Raw genomic sequence first — 17,128 nt, forward strand, 5'->3', positions numbered from 1 at the left:
TGGGATCAAAGCGATTGTATGCGCAATGACGGACGTAGTTGGCGCATTCTTTAGAAGAGAATATGTTCAGGGTGCGCCCGATGAGATCCCAGGGGGCGTCGCAGGTTGTGGCTGGGGCTCGCCGCAGCAGTTCTTTGACTTTGGCGAATGCCATCTCAATCGGATTGAGAGCGGGGCTGCAATAGTACGGGCGCCGGCGCCTGCGATGAGGCACGCGGCCTCTTCGTTGCTCTGGCTCGACACATTGTGAGGATCACCGTCTCGCCTTCACGCAGCGCCGGGAAGGAGGATTTACTCGACTCCAGGAAGCACTTGCTGTTGATTAGCGGTCGAGCACGAAAGATGCGATCACCCCTCGCAGGTGAGGCCGCAAGGAACATCGTCGTCTTCCAATGGCCGTTCGGCACATCGCTGATGGCGCGTGCGCTGACATCGGCTCAGGCGTAACGACGCGCGATCACGGTTGTCGTCAAGTCTCAAAGAAAATCAAAGGCGACCAAAGTCCTTCGCACGCCGCACGCTTCCCGGCGCTCCCGCAACTTCGGGTCCAGTTCGCTGGCCTGCACGGTTTTAGTTGAAGCTGATTTCCTCGGCCGCGAAAGACCGCGACAGCATCGACTTGTCGGCTTACACGCGTTGCGTGCGAAGCACATGCTCGGCGATCGCATCGAGCGTCAGATCGTCCAGGAGCCAATCCCAGTGCCGCTTCAACGCGGAACATCGCTTCGCGCCCGGTCGGGCAAAGCTGCTGTGCGGGGCGTTTCCTCGAACCCCTCACCCAATCGATCGCGCTCGCGATCCCGACCAAGATCCTTGCCGCCTCGTTCCGCGTAGCACCGGCCTCAACCAAGCCTTGATCACCCAAATCGAAAGAGTCTCCCCATACGCCCATCAGCCCTCCTCCCGGCGGTGAGGATGAATCACGCGTCGCCTGTTTCGGAACCCCTTGCGATTCAATTCGATCTTAACACGATCTAATGGCTGCGAGTTAGGTTCGCCATCGCGCCGATATCCTCGGCGCGCCGCCATCTGGCGAGTACCAGTGCGGCTTTCTCAACCCTCGAGTCCGATAGTCCTTACCACACTAGGTAGGTATCGATCCACTGTTGATGCTGTATGGTCCACGAGGAATCAAACGCGCTGATAAGGGCGCACAAGGTGCGGCAATGGAAACAACAGCTAATCCGCTGGATTGCAGAGCACGCGTGTTGAAGTTCATTGAAGAAACTCGCGTCGTTAGCGAGCGTGAACTGCAAGTCAACAACATCACACCTTATCGTGCCACAAAGTCCTATCGCGAACAGATCATCAAAAGCGGTTACTACGATCAGCTGAAGTACATTGTCGAGCCCTCACTGAAGGAGTTCGAAAGCCCGGGCACCTTAGATACCAGCGGCGAGCAGGACAACACGGTCGTGCCGGGGCTCCAGCACAAGTACGCCCAAACCGGTTTATTGCTGGTGACGGAACGCTGCGGCTCATATTGCCGTTACTGTTTTCGCAAGCGCATTGTGGGCAAGATTTCGGATGAAATCGCGCCCGACTTCGATCAGGCTGCGCAATATATTGCGCGCCATCCTGAGATGACGAACGTACTCCTTTCCGGGGGCGACCCGTTCGTGCTCAGCACCGCCAATCTGAACAAGATCGTTGACCACCTGCTGCCAATAAATCATTTGAATTCGATCAGATTTGGTACAAAAATGCTGGCCTATCAGCCAAGGCGATTTGAAGATTCCGCTCTACCGGCGCTATTTCAGCGTATCCACAACGCGGGAAAAGCCCCAATCATCGTCACGCATTTCGATCACGTAGGTGAGATCTCATCCGACGCGGAGCACAAAGTTCGCGCTTTGCGAGCACAGGGCGTGCAATTCCTTAATCAGTCCGTGCTTCTTGCCAAAGTCAACGATGATTCCGAGATATTGGCCGCGACCTTCGCCAAATGCCACGAAATCGGAGTGCGACCTTACTACTTATTTCAAGCCAGGCCGGTGAAGGGTGCATCGCACTTCCAAGTCGCACTGCGTCGCGGACTAGAAATTGTACGCGGCATCAACCAGCGTCTGAGCGGGATCGAGAAGACATTTAAATACATCATGTCTCATTACACAGGGAAAATAGAGATATTGGACGTAGGACAGGATGGCCGCGTGTATATGCGATACCATCAGAATAAAGTTCCCGAGAAGATCGGCAAAATCTTTTCCCGACCGCACGTCGCGACAGCCTGCTGGCTTGATGATCTGCCCGCACAATGAGATCTACCGTGCGCTCGCCAGCCCACGAACTCGGTGCGTGCAGTGTCCTGCCGCCCCACAAAGCACACTCAAGTTGAGCCCGGAAGCGTGCCCTGGTCTCAACGGTAGTTAGGCTCGGATGCCGCTCGATCGTCCGCTGCACTGAACCTAAGGCCCCTGTGGAGCTCGTGGACTGACGGGAAGGTAAAGCTTTATGCGCTTGAGTACGCGACCGCGCAGGGTCGGATAGCGCGGATCTCCCCGCGCCAGCCTTCATAGAAATTTTTCCCGCAACGTGGATCATGCGCGGGCGTCGAGGCCGAAATAGTTGGGCACGTCAATTCGCGTGGGCATGGGCTCGGATCCTTTCGAGAAAACCTGCCTCAAGCGATCCCTCAATAGGTTTACGCGAGCGACGTAAGCGTTTATTTCAAAGATACTCGGCCTTATAGCAGGCCGCTCTCGGGCGCGTTAAGCGGAACCATGCCGGCGCGACATCGGCTGGAGCAGGAGAGCGGAATCGTCGGCTTCGGGTGTAGATCGAAGGGAGCACGTGGGCCGCTCCGGCTCGCTCCCTCCCGTTGTCAGGTGAAACATGGTTCTCTCGATCGATTGCGTCCTGTTCCGACAGGGGCGCGCCGGTTTGCGTCCTCTAACCTAAAGCGTGATGGCATTACGTTCGATATCCTGAATTTCTGAGGCAGTTGGCGCACTCGTCGACCGAGAAGACGTCGAGCGCCTGGCCGATAGCGGCGCAGACCGCATCGACGGTTCGTGCGGCTGCTTTGCGGAGCAGGTGCTTGAGCTTTGCAAAGACCTGTTCGATCGGGTTCAGGTCCGGCGAGTATTTTGGCAGGAAGAAGAGTTTGGCGCCGATCGAACGGATGAGTTGGCGAACTGCTTTGCTCCTGTGGCTGCCGAGCTTATCCAAGACGACGATGTCGCCGGGCTGAAGGGTCGGCAGAAGAACCTTCTCGACATAGGTGCGAAAGCTCGCGCCGTCGATCGGCCCCTCGATGAACTATGGCGCATCGATCCGGTCATGGCGCAGGGCCGCCAGAAGGTCATGGTCTTCCAGCGGCCGTGGGGAACCTTGGCGTGAAGTCTGTGGCCGCGCGGCGCCCATCCGCGCAAGGGCGCCATATCGGTTCTGGTCCAGGTCTCATCGATAAAGACCAGCCGCTCAGCTTCGACGCGACCTTGATACTTTGCCCATTGGGCTCGTCGCCGCGCGACCTCGGGTCGATCGCGTTCGCCAGCCGCCACGCTTTTTTTGAAGCTGAGCTTCTCGGCATGCACGAAGTCCCAGACCGAATGGTAGTCGACCTTCAGGCCGCGACCGGCAAGCTCGGCAACGAGGCCGCGTGTGGTGAAATCGCCGTCCTTGATCCGCCGCGACAGCCAAACCGCATGCTCGCCAGAAATTGCCTTCGGCTTGTAGCCACCGATCTGACTTGGCTCGACGCTGCCGGTCTTCTCGACCCGCTGCATCCAGCCAATGGCGGTGCTGATCGCGCCCCCAAACTGCTTTGCGGCCTGCTTGCGGGACATCCCGCCCTTAATCGCGGCTACGACACGCTTGCGAAGATCCAGAGAATAAGGCTTACCCATCCATGCTGGCCTCCTAGCCAGCATGGTGAATCAGAAACGCACTGATTTGGGAATCCCAAATCGATTCAGACTAACCCCATCGCGCTTTAGGCATCGGCTTGGGGGGAATCGCCCCCTTCAAGCGCGGGTATACCGAATGTCTATCAATGTGCGGCCGCGCATGTTTTCCGGGCGCTGGCCGAAGCTCAGCCGTTCCGCTGCCCAATTGGGCGAACAACCTCGAGGCGAGCAAAGCCGCCGACTGAGAAGGAGACGATGGTCCTGTTCAACAAAATCGAGTTGCAGCCCAGATGAACGAACCGGCCCAAACGTTGAGATCGCGGCGACAGCCGCTCGGGAAACGTAGAGAGTTTTGAGTTCTGCATCAGCGGGAACGCGCGTTTCAGCTGCCTTAGTCTCGTCCATTACCGTCATCTGCCGCGAGCCCAGGAACTGCCAGCCCGTGAACAGCTGGTCGGGCGGTCGCATCGGCTCAGATCGTCGTCATTGGCCGGCCGCGGCGGCCGATATACGCTCGATCGCGCAACGCTCAGCAGTTGGCATCGCCGGCGGACCGATAGCCTCTCATGATCGCGCTGAAGCAATCCTCGGCGATCCGGCGCGCTCATCTTCCGGACCTCCTGGCTAAGAAATCTGGCTGTCAGGTTCGATAGTCACGCCCTCTTAGAACTTACGCTGCTCCTTTTAAGCGGAGAGTTCGCGAGTCTCGCATTGCTGCGTGGCCGGCGGCCACCACTCACGTCGACGGAGTCCGGGACGAGGCAGAGCCAGCATAAGAGGCCATACGGGCTTGCGGTCGAATTGGCGCGAAATCTTGAACAACGGGAAGCGTATCCCGATCGAAACGAGCCGAAAGGCCACCAAACTCCGCGACCGACGATTTCGTGTCTTCATTGGATACTGGCAATCTCCCGGACTGGGTACATGATACCGGCTTGTTGATCAGGCGCAGCGCGTCAGCCCAAGGTGCCGAAGCGCGCTGGAGCCGAGCTCGATTGAGGCGGTTGGTGCAGCGCACTATTCTTCCGTGATTTAAGAGCAATCAATATCAAGCACCTCGGTTTGAGTCGTCGAGCCTCTAGAACCGCAGAATTTCTGCGCAACGATGTCTGTTTTTGCCGCTATTCGTCCCGACGCTCTGCTTTACATTTGGATGTGGGCAATTCGCATAGCATCCCTCGCTCAGCGCGAAGGCAGAACATGGAATGGCGCGCCACGGTAGATCTTACGGCAGCTGAGATCTGGGATCACTTACAAGCACACCTTGGAGATAGGGCATGGCAATCAGCTACATCACGGACATGCGAGACATTAATGGCACGCCCATTACCCCCGAGCACTACAATGATCAAATGAAAGTGGCGCGGCACGCGGATGATCTGGGCTACAAGACCGTGTGGGTTCCGGAAGACCACTGCATGGATGACGGCTTCTGTCCGGCGCCACTGACCACTCTGGCCGCATTCGCCCGGGAAACGAAACGCATTCGCCTAGGGACTGGCATCATTCAGGTCCCGACAATGCAGCCCAGGCGCCTCCTCGAAGAGGCGTGCATTGTTGACCAGATGTCAAACGGCCGAGTGACCTTAGGGGTTGGACTCGGAGGATATGAATCTGAGTACAAGGCGTTCGGGGTGCCTTTCAAGGAGCGCGGAAAACTGATGGATCAGTACCTCACGTTCATCAAGAAGGGGTTCGCAGGCGAACCTTTGCCGGATGGGATGGCCTTGGCAGTGCCACCTGTGCAGCGACCGATTCCGATCATCGGTGGCACGAAATCGCTGGCAGGCACGGACCGCTCCGCCCGCATCATGGACGGAAACATCGCTACCAACCATATGGACCATGAGGAACAGCTCGCAAAATTCTGGAAGGAGTGGCTCTCTCCTTCGCTGGAGAAGTATGGACGCAAGCTGTCCGAATTCCAGCTGCCTTTGATGATGACGGTGTGGGCGTCCGAGAAGTACATGGATGATTGGCACGAATTCCTCGGCGCGGGCTTCAAATATCGCAAGGACAAATATGAAGATGGGTTTGAAAAGGTTGGGAAGGATTATAAGGGGGCGTCGTACCAGTTCCGCGATTGGGACGAGGCAGAAAAGGCAGGGGCCGAGAAGATGGTGTCCCGCATGTACATCGACACGCCGAAGAACGTCGCCGCTCGCCTGAAGAAGCTCCGGACGATCTACCCGTTTAGCGAGCTCATTATCAACAAAGTCCCGGGGATCCCGCAGGAGCGTTTCATTAATCAGCTCACGCTCTTCAGAGAGCAGATTGCGCCGATCGTGTTCCCTGAGACGAAGTGGGAAGGCTGATTCGGCTCTCTGTACTTAAGATTGAGTTCGAGCATGCTTTAATAGCCAGAGAAGGGTTAAGCTGTGAAGAATGATGCGCAGATGAACAAGAACGTAGCGGTGATCGAGGGCCAGGATAAGCCGTTCGTTGTTACGTGGCGAGACAGACGGGCCAACTGGGACTCCTCATTGAGGCCCGAAAAAGTTGGCTGGCAACGAGCGCTTTTGGCTCCTACGGTCGGTGGCACCAGCTTCAGAATGAGCGCTCTGATGTTGCCCTACGGCCGATCCCGCCCCTTCCATATCACCCCGGACACGGAGCTTTTCGTCTTCGTGCTGGAGGGCGAGATGGAATGGGGCATCGGACCCGATGGCAATAACCTCGAGTGGTTCCGACTCGGGCAATACGATACTTTGGTTATCCCGAAGGGCCACGGAACGGATTACCGCAACTCAGGCCAGATCGATGCCAAGTATCTGTGTGTCTTCAGTCGGACGAGTGAAGAATGGACCAAGCAGCTGTTTTGGCAGTTGCCGGGCGACGAAGCCCCACGCGCATACGACTTCTCTTCGTGGACGAACGACCCTAAGGCAAAATAGTCCACCGGCAGAATGAAGCTACTCTGCGAACGGAATCGTACGCTTCCGCTCGCAGGCGCTTCGGCCAGCCATGGCCGCCGTGGCGGATCCTGACGAGTGGATAATAATACAATTAGGAGCAAAAGGGTCCCATAATGAACTTCGGTACGACCGTCGCCATCCTCGGCGGAACAGGACCTCAGGGCCAAGGGCTCGCGATGCGCTTCGCCATTGCGGGCGTCAGCGTGGCGCTGGGCTCCCGCGAGGGCGACCGCGCTGCGGCCATCGCCGAAGAACTGAGCAAGAGGCTTCAGGGCCGATCTGTCGCTCCGATTCGAGGTTACAACAACCTGAGCGCGATAGATGCAGCAGAACGCTTCGTATTACTTGCGGTGCCGTATTCCGGTCACGACGCAACACTTGACGCTATCAAGACTCGCTTGGCAGGGAAGGTGCTGGTCGACTTAGTCGTCCCCCTCGCAGCCGGGAATCCCCGGGCCATCGCAATGCCCAAGGAAGGCTCCGCCACCGAGGCCGCACAAGCGTTGTTAGGAAGTGAAGTCAAGGTCGTCGGAGCCCTGCATAACGTCTCCGCCCACACGCTGAACGCCCTCGAAGAGAACATCAACTGCGACATCCTCGCATGCGGAGATGACGTAGAGGCGACGGATGCAGTCGTCGAGCTGGTCAGGCGGCTCGGCGTCGAGTCCTACAATTGCGGTCCGGCAGTGAACGCTCGCTGCATCGAGGCGATTACGCCGCTTCTGATCCGACTGAACATCAGCAAGAAGGTGCCATTCAGCCACGCCGGCATCCGCATTTGGCGGCCCGGTTGTCCCGGCGTATGATCCCGCATGAGAAGGTCTCGAAGATGAAGCGTTTCGCCGCAGGGACCCCATCTCCTCGGCCTGGAAGTGATCTCCCGGCGGCCATCACTGAAGGGGCCTGGTAGTGGGCACCTCAAGCTTCCTCGAACTCGGCGCGGTTGAAGGTCCTGAACTCGAGCAGCTGCTCGCCCGGGCGAGGGCCAAGCGGGACGCATACTGGGGGTCGATTGCGACCTACTCCCGAAAGGTGTTCATTCCGTTGACGAATTTATGCCGGGACAGTTGCGGATACTGCACGTTCGTCAAGCAACCAGGAGAGTCTGGCGCGGGATACTTGAGCCCAGAAGAGGTGCTTCGTACAGCGAGCCGTGGCGAAGAGCTCGGATGCAAAGAAGCGTTGTTCTCTCTAGGAGAGAAGCCCGAGCTCCGATACCCGCAGGCTCGTAACATGCTCGCAAGCCTGGGTTATCGCTCGACGATCGACTATGTCATCGCGATGTGCGAGCTCGTCATCTCAAAGACCTCGTTGATTCCGCACGTCAATGCTGGAACCATGAGCCGTGACGAACTCAACCGTGTCAAGGAAGTAAGCGGCAGCGCCGGCTTGATGCTCGAGAATGTGAGCCGTCGGCTTATGGGCAAGGGGATGCCTCACCACGCCTGCCCGGACAAGGTGCCGTTGCAGCGTCTTCGAACGCTCGATGCAGCCGGCGAAGCGAGCCTGCCGATGACGACGGGAATCCTGATTGGCATTGGCGAGACCTGGGATGAGCGGATCCATAGCCTGCAGAGCATCGTCGACATTCACAACCGGCATGGTCACATTCAGGAGGTGATCGTGCAAAACTTCCGGGCGAAGCGCGGGACCGCGATGGCAAATCATCGCGAGCCAGACATTACCGATATGCTTCGCACTCTTGCGATTGCTCGCCTCATGCTGCCGACTGAAATCTCCGTTCAGGCGCCACCGAACCTGAATGAAGCGTTCGAGCGATACCTGGACGCGGGCATTAATGACTGGGGTGGGGTGTCTCCGCTCACTGCGGACCACATCAATCCAGAGTGTGCGTGGCCTGCAGTCGGGGAAATTGCGTCTCGCACCAAGCAGAAGGGCATGAGCCTGGTGGAACGGCTGACGACGTATCCGCTCTATCTTCGGCAGCCCGAGCGGTATCTACGTCCGGTCCCCGCAGCGGCACTTCGCCGTCTCGCGCGCGAAGATGGCTACGCGGCCAACCAGGCTCATGCCGAGGCAAGCTAGAGGAGTTCGCATGCAGAGCGCCCAACCAATCAAGCCGTCGGCCCTTCGGACGAAGTCCCCAGAGGCCCTCCTTAGTCAGAGCAGCAAAGAAGTCAGGCACATCCTTGAGCGTGCCCTCTCGGGCCGCGAGGTGACGCGCGAAGACGGTGAGATCCTGTTCGGAGCGGCGTCTTCGGATCTTCCAGCAATCGTACGGGCGGCGGATATTGTCCGCGAGCAGCGGGTGGGGGACAGGGCGAGCTTCGTCATCGTCCGGAACATCAACTTCACGAACGTATGCTACATGGGATGCCGCTTCTGCGGCTTCGCCAAGCGCAAGGAAGACCCTGACGCGGTCTGGTACAGCATGGAAGAGGTGGCACACCGCGCGCAAGTTGCATGTGATCGTGGCGCGACCGAAGTTTGCATGCAGGGCGGTCTTCATCCTGACCTGCCGCCCACCTACTATCGCGACCTCCTCATCGCTGTGAAGCGCCAAGTGCCGCGCATGCACGTGCATGCCTTCTCGCCTTTCGAGATCTGGTTCGGGGCGCACAAGCGGAAGATGTCGACGCGGGAGTTCCTCCTTGAGCTCAAGGAAGCAGGGCTGGGCTCGATGCCCGGTACCGCGGCCGAAATCCTTGATGTCCACGTGCGGCGCATGCTGACCCGAAACAAGCTGACGACGCAGGCGTGGGTTGAGACAATCCGGGCGGCGCACTCCATCGGGCTTCGCAGCACGTCCACGATCATGTTCGGGCACATCGATGGCCCCTCCCATTGGGCGTCGCACATCGATTTGATCCGCTCGATCCAGAAGGAGACCGGTGGTTTCACGGAATTCGTGCCGCTGAGCTTCGTGTATGCCGAATCGCCCCTGTACGTGGACCGCGCCATCCCCGGTGTACGCCCGGGCGCCACCCAGGAGGAGAACTTCAAGATGCACGCTATTGCGAGGCTGATGCTCGCAGGCTGGATCGACAACATTCAGGTTTCATGGGTCAAGCTTGGTGCAAAAATGGCAGCCGAGATGCTGCATGCCGGCGTCAATGACCTCGGTGGGACGCTGATGGACGAATCAATCTCACGATCGGCGGGAGCCGACTTCGGCGAGGAGCTCACTCCCGCCGAAATGGTCAGGTTAATCCGCCACGCCGGCCGCACGCCGGTGCGCCGGAGCACGCTCTACGATACGCTGGAGGAGTTCTCGGATCACGAACCGGCGGACATCGGTCCTCTCAAACCGCGGCCGCATGACCCGATCAAGTTCCTTCGCCACAACTACGTGGCTGCTGGTTGAGGCGCGAAGCATGAAAGTAGCAGTCCTCGCCGGCGGTGTGGGGGGCGCGCGCATGGCACTCGGATTTGCTGAAATCGTGCCACCAGGCGATCTCAGTATCATCGTGAATGTCGGCGACGACGATCGCTTCCATGGACTGTATGTCTGCCCGGACTTGGACACGGTACTCTATACGCTTTCCGGGGTTGTCGATCGGACGCAAAGTTGGGGCGTTGCAGACGATAGTACGCGTGCGCTCGAGGTTCTTCGCAAGCTTGACTCTCCAGGCGGCTGGATGAAGCTTGGCGATGCAGACCTTGGGTTGCATCTCTACCGAACTTCGCGACTCGCGCAAGGTGCATCCCTCACCGCGGTGACCGAAGAAGTCAGTCATCGGTTCGGCGTCCACTGTGCGCTCTTACCCGCTTCGGATGAGGAGTGTCCGACCATGGTGGAGGCGGCGACCGGGCTTCTCAGATTTCAGGAATGGTTCGTGCGCGACCGTGCCAGTCCCACTGTCAAGCAGTTGGGCTTCCAGGCGGCCCGAAAGGCTCGGATCACGGATCGCGTACGCGCATCACTTCTTGCCGCGGATCTCGTCGTGCTGGCGCCATCAAATCCTTACCTTTCGATCCTTCCCATGCTAGAAATAGGGGGGATGCGAGACGCCTTGCAACAGGCACCTGGATTGAAGGTGGCAGTGTCGCCCCTCATCGGAGGGCGAGCGATCAAGGGGCCGCTTGTAAAGCTAATGAGCGATCTCGGGGCCGGCTCATCGAACTCCGATATCGCTGCGTCCTACTCGGACTTTGCGGACGCATTTGTCGTCGACGAGGGCGACTCGCGAGATGTGGCCAACGTTTCGCATCAAGGCGCATTGCGGGTGGCAGCGATGCCCACACTGATTCCAGATGCACCCCGCGCCGAGGAGCTTGCCAGGCGGCTCCTTGACTTTGCGAGCACGCGCAGAACGACGGGAGCCGCAGGATGAGGACCGTGGTTGCGATCCCAATGAAGGATCCGGCAGAGTCAAAGACCCGGCTTGCAGACGCGCTAACGGCCGCTCAGCGCGAGAAGATGGTGCTAGCGCTGTTTCGCAGGGTGCAGAGCTTCTTCGGTACGCAGTTTCCTGATTTCGAACGCCTGGTAGTCACACCTTCACCGCGCGTAGCCAGCGAAGCTACTGCGTGCAGCGCCGTGGCCCTGGTCGAAGAGAGCACGCGCGGCTTGAATAACGCTGCCCAGAGCGCATTCAGTTGGGCGAAAAAGCGGGGGTTTGACCGACTGTTGATCGTCCCGGCAGACATCCCAATATGGCTGCGATCAGAGGTCGATGAGCTAATCGGCGACGGACAGCACTTTGACGTGGTCGTAGCACGCGCACATGACGGCGGGACCAATGCGCTGTTGATCAATCTCGTCCGAACGGATCGATTCGAGTTTTGTTACGGCGTCCATTCGGCCAGACGCCACGCCGAGGCCGCTTCTGCCGCGAGCTTAAGCTCGATAGCGAGGCAGTGGCCTTTCCTCGGCCACGACATCGACACGGTGGATGACTGCCTGGTCCTGACCCAGAAACTCTCCTCTTTGACGGACGCCAGCTAGAAACATGCGACTCGAGCTCTTCGCCATTTCAGGTATTCCCGAGGTGCACCCGGGCGACGATGTCGGTGCGATTTTGGCACAGGCAGCGCAGGCAGCGGGTGACGAATTGCGCGAGTCCGACATCGTCCTCATCGCGCAGAAGATCGTCTCGAAGAGCGAGGGACGCTTTCGCGTCCTGTCGACAATCATACCTTCCCCCGAAGCATTGGATCTCGCCAAGCGGTGCGGCAAAGACGCTCGGAAGGTTCAGGCAATCCTTGATGAGAGTTCGGCCATTCTTCGGGTTTCGAATGCTGCCCCCGATGGGATCATCATCGCGCGCCATAAATGCGGTTGGGTTTCTGCCAACGCTGGGATCGACGAGTCGAATCTCGGTTCGACGGAGGGCCAGCTGTTGCTTCTACCGATTGATCCGGACGCGAGTGCCTCGCGGATTGCCGAAAGCATTTTCCGCTGCACTGGACAACGGCCCGGCGTCATCGTGACTGACACATTTGGACGGCCGTGGCGCAAGGCCCTTGTCAACGTGGCTTTGGGAACGTCTAATGTCCCGCCCATCATCAGCTGGGTGGGGAAAACGGACGCCTACGGCCGGCGCCTAAATGTATCCGAACAGGCCTTGGCGGATGAGCTGGCTGCTGCGTCAGGACTGCTAATGTTCAAGAACGCTGGTACTCCGGCGGTCGTCGTTCGTGGATTGCAATGGGATCGTGCGACCAATGCCAGCTGCCGCGATTACGTTCGGCCAGTCGAGCAAGACCTGTTCACCTGACGAGACGCAACGATGCACACGGGTAAACCAGGCGTTCGGGCCATTTCCCTTATCCCGCTCGAAGGCCTTACTAGGCCAGCCAGGTTCTACACCTTCGACGGCCTGTCCCGGACCGATCACTTCGCGATCAGGGTCGGCGATCCTCTGGACATGCCGCTCGTGCGACTCCACTCCGAGTGTGTAACGGGCGATGTCTTTGGTTGGTTGCGGTGTGATTGCGGTTCGCAACTGAAGCGGGCGCTGTCGAAGCTCGATATTGAACAGGGATGGATCCTCTACCTGCGTTAGGAAGGCCGCGGGATTGGGCTAGCGTCCAAGATTGACGCATATGTTCTCTAGGAAACTGGACTGGATACCTTCGCGGCAAATCGCATGCTGGGGTACTCAGACGATGAGCGGGACTATTCCGATGCAGCGAAGATGCTCTCTGTTCTCGGGATATCTCCTATTCGGCTCATGAGCGACAACCCCGAGAAAGCTATGGCGTTAACTGCCGCCGGGGTACAGGTGGCCGAACTGGTGTCGTGCCGCGGGACTAGCACTCCATTCAACCGAGCGTACCTTAAGGCCAGGGCAGCGCGTACGCCACGATCCCTCGTGGCGTCAGTGAGTTGTCGAGCCGGCGACGGCAGCAATGCAGATAGGGGAGAACACGTGACCGGGCGAGAAGCCAGAGTCCTAGCTTGCAGGCGTCAGGATCAGCCGAACGGTCTTAATTCATATCCGGCGACCAAGACTAGGCAATGACGATCCAGGCCGGCCTGCCACGACCGCCTGCAGCGAAGTCGGTGCGCAAAGTCAAAACGCGACTACACAAGAGCGAACAGCGCTTCCAAAAGCACTCCACCGAGCTTGCAAGAGCGCAAGCCCAGCGTCCTGCAACGTTGGTGTCCGATGCAACTTTGCAGCTCGGTGGATTTTGGCACGAGCCGGATGGACCCCGCGCCGTTTGAAAGACCTTCACCGGAGTCAAAGCTGTTCATTTCGCTGCCTTTCGTCGTCTTACGCGAAATGGAGCTCCAATAATGCGGGATCATCAAGGTAATGCATGAAACATGCTCCGGTCTCGTCTAGTTTCCCGGCCGCTCGGCGTTTCGGAGTGCCGGGCTCAGTTTCTGCCTCCCAATCAGCCCGGCCTATCATGAGCAATGATCTCCCCCGCAACAACTTTAAAGCCGCCCTTGCCAAGGGCGAGCCACAGATCGGCTTGTGGTGCTGCCTTGCAGATACGGTCGCGGCTGAAATCAGTGCTGGCGCCGGCTTCGACTGGTTGCTTCTGGACTGCGAGCATTCGCCGAACGACAATCGCACCATTTTAACTCAGTTGCAGGCGGTGCAGGCCTATCCAATTACGGCAATGGTGCGGCCGCCGACCGGAAACGCTGTGACAATCAAATTGCTGCTCGATATCGGCGCTCAGAATCTCCTGATCCCGATGGTGGATACGGCCGAGCAAGCGAAACTCTTGGTCGCCGCGACCCGGTTTCCGCCCGACGGCGTGCGAGGCGTCGCCACGCAAACGCGGGCCACTCGCTGGGGACGCGTGCAGCACTATCTGAAGAGTGCACGCGAGGAGATCGGTCTATTTCTCCAGGTCGAAACGAAAGAGGCGCTCTCGAACATCGAGGAGATCGCTTGTGTTGACGGCGTCGACGGCATTTTTATTGGTCCGTCGGATTTGGCTGCAACGTTGGGGCATCTCGGAGAACCTACGCGGCCCGAGGTCCAACGGATGATCGAAGAGGCGCTTCGGAGCGTCCGAGCTGCCGGCAAACCGGCCGGCATTCTGACCCCCGACGAAACACTAGCGCGCAGATATCTTGAGCTGGGAGCTACGTTCGTGGCCGTCGGCATCGACACCATGCTCCTGGCGCGGGCGAGTTCTGCATTGCTCGAACGATTTAGGGTATCGAAGAAACCGTAGCTGCGCCGTCCGCTGTCTCACTCCAACGAGATATCCTGTCGTTCTTCTCCGCGTAAGCGCCTCGCAGCCCCTCGGCCGTGAATCCCGAGTTGCTCGCAGACCACGAGCGCATAGCACACGAAGGCCGCAACCGGTCTCAACTCCTCCTGCACTGCTAGCAAGCAAGCTCCGGCATCGCAGCCATCGAACGCTCCGCGGGATTTGCCGTCTTCGACAGCTTGAGCAGGAGTATGGGTTCGTCGTTCCGCTTCCAGGAAGCGCTACTTTGCTAGCCGACGATGTCATCTGCGTCATGCCAATGCCGCTTAGCGGCATCCTCGGATCAGGATGCTGCGACTGGGCAAGATGGCAGCATAGTGCAGCGGCCCAGTCCTTGCCGCCGGCGCGGAATTCGACGGCGCGAATGCACTTCCATTATGCGACGTCCAGCTGCGATTCGATAGGGCGCGCCAGCAGCCTGTTTCGCAGGATTTCGTCCAATTTGCTCGAAAATGGGCGGTTTCTTCGCGCCGGATACGCCTTACAATTTGGCCTGCCCGGCCGCCCGAGCTCACCAGCATCACCGTCAAGCGTATCTGGAGACATCTGATGGCGTACACCACCATTCTCTACGAGGCGGACGACCGTGTCGCTTGGATGACATTGAATCGGCCAAGCAAGCGCAACGCGCTCTCCATCAAGCTCTGCAACGAATTCGCCGATGCACTCGCCATCGCCGAGCGCGATTCGGACGTCCGCGTGATTGTAATTAAAGGAGCTGGCGATCGGTCGTTTTCCAGTGGCTTCGACATGGCCGAAGATAAGTCAGAGTTCGGACCGCCCGAACGTGCGGAATGGACCTTCGATCATCTCGAGAAGCTTTTAGACCACGCCTGCGAATTCCTACATTCCGTATTTCGCTGCTCCAAGCCCGTTATCGCGATGATCAACGGCCACTGTCTTGCTGGAGGCCTGGATCTGGCCATGTGGTGTGACATGCGCTACTGCTCCGACGATTCGCGCTTCGGTGCGATCGAAGTCCGGTTCGCCGCTGGCGACACGGAACTTCCGATCATGTCGCACGTGATCGGCCAGCGTTGCCGCGAGCTGGTCTACACCGGGGACGTGATCGATGCTCAGGAGGCACTCCGTCTCGGCCTCGTTAACCGCGTCTTTCCCAAAGAACGCCTCGAAGAAGAGGTCGCGCGTATCGCGAAGCGCATATCCCGAGTGGCTCTGCCGACCTTAGTATGGAGCAAGAGGGCGCTCAACAATACGCTCCACGCAGCAGGACTTGAGTCTGCTCTGCGATACAGCTACGCGAGCGACATGATTATCAGCAAGTCAGACTCCGAGTACAGGCGCTTCCGCGAGTTGCTACGCACTGAAGGCGCGAAAGCGGCGTCGCAGTGGATTGAGTCAATCTTTGCGCCGTTCGAATCTGGCGCTTCGAGGGCCTCTTCTAACATAGCATCCACGCAACCGACTAAAGCTGGGGATTGAGCGAGCCGAGCGCTATCCATCCGACGATTCGGTAAATCGCACGAGGTACCTTCGCGGCGCCAATGTCGTTGTCGCGCCATTTGAAGCGTTGCGCTGGTGAGTCTAGCTAATCGCATCAGCGTCGCCAGCTCTCGCAGATGGACCGCGCACGCCAAATAGATCAACTCACTCTGGAGACAATCAGATGGCTGACACTGTCACTACGCGCCGTGACGGCTCGATTCTCGAAGTCACGCTCGACCGGCCCAAGGCCAACGCCATTGACATGGATGCGTCGCGGCTGATGGGGGAGGCATTCAAGGGTTTTCGCGACGATCCGGAGCTGCGCGTTGCCATCCTCAAGACGGCCGGCGATAGGTTCTTCTGCGCCGGGTGGGACCTTAAGGCGGCGGCGGCCAGCGAAGAGGAAATCACCGCCAACTACGGCGTTGGTGGATTCGGCGGACTGCAGAGGCTGCGCGACCTCAACAAACCAGTGATTGCGTGTGTCAACGGGATGGCAGTCGGCGGCGGATTCGAGATCGCACTCTCCTGCGACCTGATCTACGCCTCCGATCATTCCTCATTCGCGCTGCCGGAGATCCGCGCTGGCCAGCTAGCCGACGCGGCAACGATCAAGCTGCCCAAACGCATTCCTTGGCACATCGCTATGGAGCTTCTGCTCATCGGGCGCTGGATGGATGCCGCCGAGGCGCATCGATGGGGCTTGGTCAACGAGGTGCTACCGAAATAGAAGCTCGAGCAACGCGTCTGGGAAGTCGCCCGGCTGCTCGCCGCCGGACCGCCGCTGGTCTTCGCAGCCATCAAGGAAACTGTGCGGGTCGCCGAGACGCTCTCCTTCCAGGACGCCATCAATCGGGTGACCCGCCGCGAGTTTGCAACGGTCGACAAGCTCTATGGGTCAGAGGATCGTCTGGAGGGTGCCCGCGCGTTTGCCGAAAAACGCAATCCGGTCTGGAAGGGACGATAGAACCTCTGGCCATCCTGAAGCTCCGTCCATGCGCTCACGACCGCGGGCTGGATGGCCGGGCTCCTTCCGACCCCTTCAGTCCTCGTAGTCGATCGCAAGAGGCTGGCCACGCGCAAGCCAACGGCACCCGATTGAAATGGGGCAAGCCAGAAGTTCTGTGCGTCAAGTTCAGCAAAAATGATCATGGGGTCCGGCCGAGCCATCCCCTCGGAGCCGCCGTCGCTCGCTTGCCCAAAAGCGCAGCGCTGGCGAGCGACGGCGGCGGAGAGGGGTGGCGTGCATCCCCTTGGTGGGCCTGAGCATCG

General features: G+C 59.1%; 12 protein-coding genes and 3 pseudogenes. 13 read left to right on the plus strand and 2 right to left on the minus strand.

Going from position 1 to position 17,128, the window contains the following annotated elements; all coding sequences use genetic code 11:
• The first annotated feature begins 1,166 nt into the window (after positions 1 to 1,166).
• Positions 1,167 to 2,261, plus strand: coding sequence for a KamA family radical SAM protein (locus tag EAV90_RS22965; RefSeq protein WP_129144766.1), 1,095 nt, complete (start codon positions 1,167 to 1,169; stop codon positions 2,259 to 2,261).
• 652 nt (positions 2,262 to 2,913) lie between these two features.
• On the opposite strand, the pseudogene EAV90_RS22970 reads toward EAV90_RS22965, so the two are convergent.
• A pseudogene (locus EAV90_RS22970) lies at positions 2,914 to 3,851 on the minus strand (IS630 family transposase).
• 117 nt (positions 3,852 to 3,968) lie between these two features.
• Positions 3,969 to 4,319, minus strand: a complete 351-nt coding sequence (locus EAV90_RS22975; RefSeq protein WP_129144748.1) for a hypothetical protein — start codon at positions 4,317 to 4,319, stop codon at positions 3,969 to 3,971.
• Positions 4,320 to 5,128: 809 nt separating this feature from the next.
• On the opposite strand from EAV90_RS22975, the gene EAV90_RS22980 reads away from it, so the two are divergent.
• The 12 genes and pseudogenes from EAV90_RS22980 to EAV90_RS23040 all read left to right on the plus strand — a co-directional run bounded on the left by EAV90_RS22980 (position 5,129) and on the right by EAV90_RS23040 (position 16,823).
• Positions 5,129 to 6,166: an LLM class flavin-dependent oxidoreductase gene (locus EAV90_RS22980; RefSeq protein WP_129144749.1), complete on the plus strand. Its 1,038-nt coding sequence runs from the start codon at positions 5,129 to 5,131 to the stop codon at positions 6,164 to 6,166.
• An 81-nt stretch (positions 6,167 to 6,247) separates the two neighbouring features.
• Positions 6,248 to 6,745, plus strand: a complete 498-nt coding sequence (locus EAV90_RS22985) for a cupin domain-containing protein (protein WP_129144750.1) — start codon at positions 6,248 to 6,250, stop codon at positions 6,743 to 6,745.
• Between the two features lie 134 nt (positions 6,746 to 6,879).
• Complete coding sequence (gene npdG, locus EAV90_RS22990; protein ID WP_129144751.1) at positions 6,880 to 7,572, plus strand: NADPH-dependent F420 reductase; 693 nt, start codon at positions 6,880 to 6,882, stop codon at positions 7,570 to 7,572.
• 103 nt (positions 7,573 to 7,675) lie between these two features.
• Positions 7,676 to 8,812, plus strand: a complete 1,137-nt coding sequence (gene cofG, locus EAV90_RS22995) for a 7,8-didemethyl-8-hydroxy-5-deazariboflavin synthase CofG (protein ID WP_129144752.1) — start codon at positions 7,676 to 7,678, stop codon at positions 8,810 to 8,812.
• A gap of 10 nt (positions 8,813 to 8,822) precedes the next feature.
• Positions 8,823 to 10,091 carry a 5-amino-6-(D-ribitylamino)uracil--L-tyrosine 4-hydroxyphenyl transferase CofH gene (gene cofH / locus EAV90_RS23000; RefSeq protein WP_129144753.1) on the plus strand — a complete coding sequence of 423 codons (1,269 nt, stop codon included), beginning with the start codon at positions 8,823 to 8,825 and terminating at the stop codon, positions 10,089 to 10,091.
• 10 nt (positions 10,092 to 10,101) lie between these two features.
• A complete protein-coding gene (gene cofD, locus EAV90_RS23005; protein WP_164937064.1) occupies positions 10,102 to 11,061 on the plus strand; it encodes a 2-phospho-L-lactate transferase in 960 nt (319 codons plus the stop codon).
• Positions 11,058 to 11,675, plus strand: coding sequence for a 2-phospho-L-lactate guanylyltransferase (gene cofC, locus EAV90_RS23010; protein WP_129144755.1), 618 nt, complete (start codon positions 11,058 to 11,060; stop codon positions 11,673 to 11,675). Before cofD ends, cofC begins: the two co-directional genes overlap by 4 nt.
• A 4-nt stretch (positions 11,676 to 11,679) precedes the next feature.
• The gene (cofE, locus tag EAV90_RS23015; RefSeq protein ID WP_129144756.1) at positions 11,680 to 12,447 is read left to right on the plus strand and encodes a coenzyme F420-0:L-glutamate ligase; all 768 of its coding nucleotides are present in this window, start codon (positions 11,680 to 11,682) and stop codon (positions 12,445 to 12,447) included.
• A 12-nt stretch (positions 12,448 to 12,459) separates the two neighbouring features.
• Positions 12,460 to 13,194, plus strand: a pseudogene (gene ribA, locus EAV90_RS40725) (GTP cyclohydrolase II RibA).
• 394 nt (positions 13,195 to 13,588) lie between these two features.
• Complete coding sequence (locus tag EAV90_RS23030; RefSeq protein ID WP_129144759.1) at positions 13,589 to 14,371, plus strand: aldolase/citrate lyase family protein; 783 nt, start codon at positions 13,589 to 13,591, stop codon at positions 14,369 to 14,371.
• Between the two features lie 588 nt (positions 14,372 to 14,959).
• On the plus strand, positions 14,960 to 15,853 hold the full coding sequence (locus tag EAV90_RS23035) for an enoyl-CoA hydratase/isomerase family protein (RefSeq protein WP_129144760.1): 894 nt from the start codon (positions 14,960 to 14,962) through the stop codon (positions 15,851 to 15,853).
• Positions 15,854 to 16,037: 184 nt separating this feature from the next.
• Positions 16,038 to 16,823: pseudogene (locus EAV90_RS23040) on the plus strand (carnitinyl-CoA dehydratase).
• Positions 16,824 to 17,128: the final 305 nt, after the last annotated feature.

Origin of the sequence: Bradyrhizobium vignae (assembly GCF_004114425.1) — a bacterium.
Lineage (GTDB): Bacteria > Pseudomonadota > Alphaproteobacteria > Rhizobiales > Xanthobacteraceae > Bradyrhizobium > Bradyrhizobium vignae.

What these genes read in the sequence shown, in the direction of transcription:
- EAV90_RS22980 (WP_129144749.1), top strand. Translation starts at nt 5,129, where the DNA reads ATGGCAATCAGCTACATCACGGACATGCGAGACATTAATGGCACGCCC.
- EAV90_RS23030 (WP_129144759.1), top strand. Translation starts at nt 13,589, where the DNA reads ATGAGCAATGATCTCCCCCGCAACAACTTTAAAGCCGCCCTTGCCAAG.
- EAV90_RS23035 (WP_129144760.1), top strand. Translation starts at nt 14,960, where the DNA reads ATGGCGTACACCACCATTCTCTACGAGGCGGACGACCGTGTCGCTTGG.
- npdG (WP_129144751.1), top strand. Translation starts at nt 6,880, where the DNA reads ATGAACTTCGGTACGACCGTCGCCATCCTCGGCGGAACAGGACCTCAG.
- cofH (WP_129144753.1), top strand. Translation starts at nt 8,823, where the DNA reads ATGCAGAGCGCCCAACCAATCAAGCCGTCGGCCCTTCGGACGAAGTCC.
- EAV90_RS22985 (WP_129144750.1), top strand. Translation starts at nt 6,248, where the DNA reads ATGAACAAGAACGTAGCGGTGATCGAGGGCCAGGATAAGCCGTTCGTT.
- EAV90_RS22975 (WP_129144748.1), bottom strand. Translation starts at nt 4,319, where the DNA reads ATGCGACCGCCCGACCAGCTGTTCACGGGCTGGCAGTTCCTGGGCTCG.
- EAV90_RS22965 (WP_129144766.1), top strand. Translation starts at nt 1,167, where the DNA reads ATGGAAACAACAGCTAATCCGCTGGATTGCAGAGCACGCGTGTTGAAG.
- cofE (WP_129144756.1), top strand. Translation starts at nt 11,680, where the DNA reads ATGCGACTCGAGCTCTTCGCCATTTCAGGTATTCCCGAGGTGCACCCG.
- cofC (WP_129144755.1), top strand. Translation starts at nt 11,058, where the DNA reads ATGAGGACCGTGGTTGCGATCCCAATGAAGGATCCGGCAGAGTCAAAG.
- cofD (WP_164937064.1), top strand. Translation starts at nt 10,102, where the DNA reads ATGAAAGTAGCAGTCCTCGCCGGCGGTGTGGGGGGCGCGCGCATGGCA.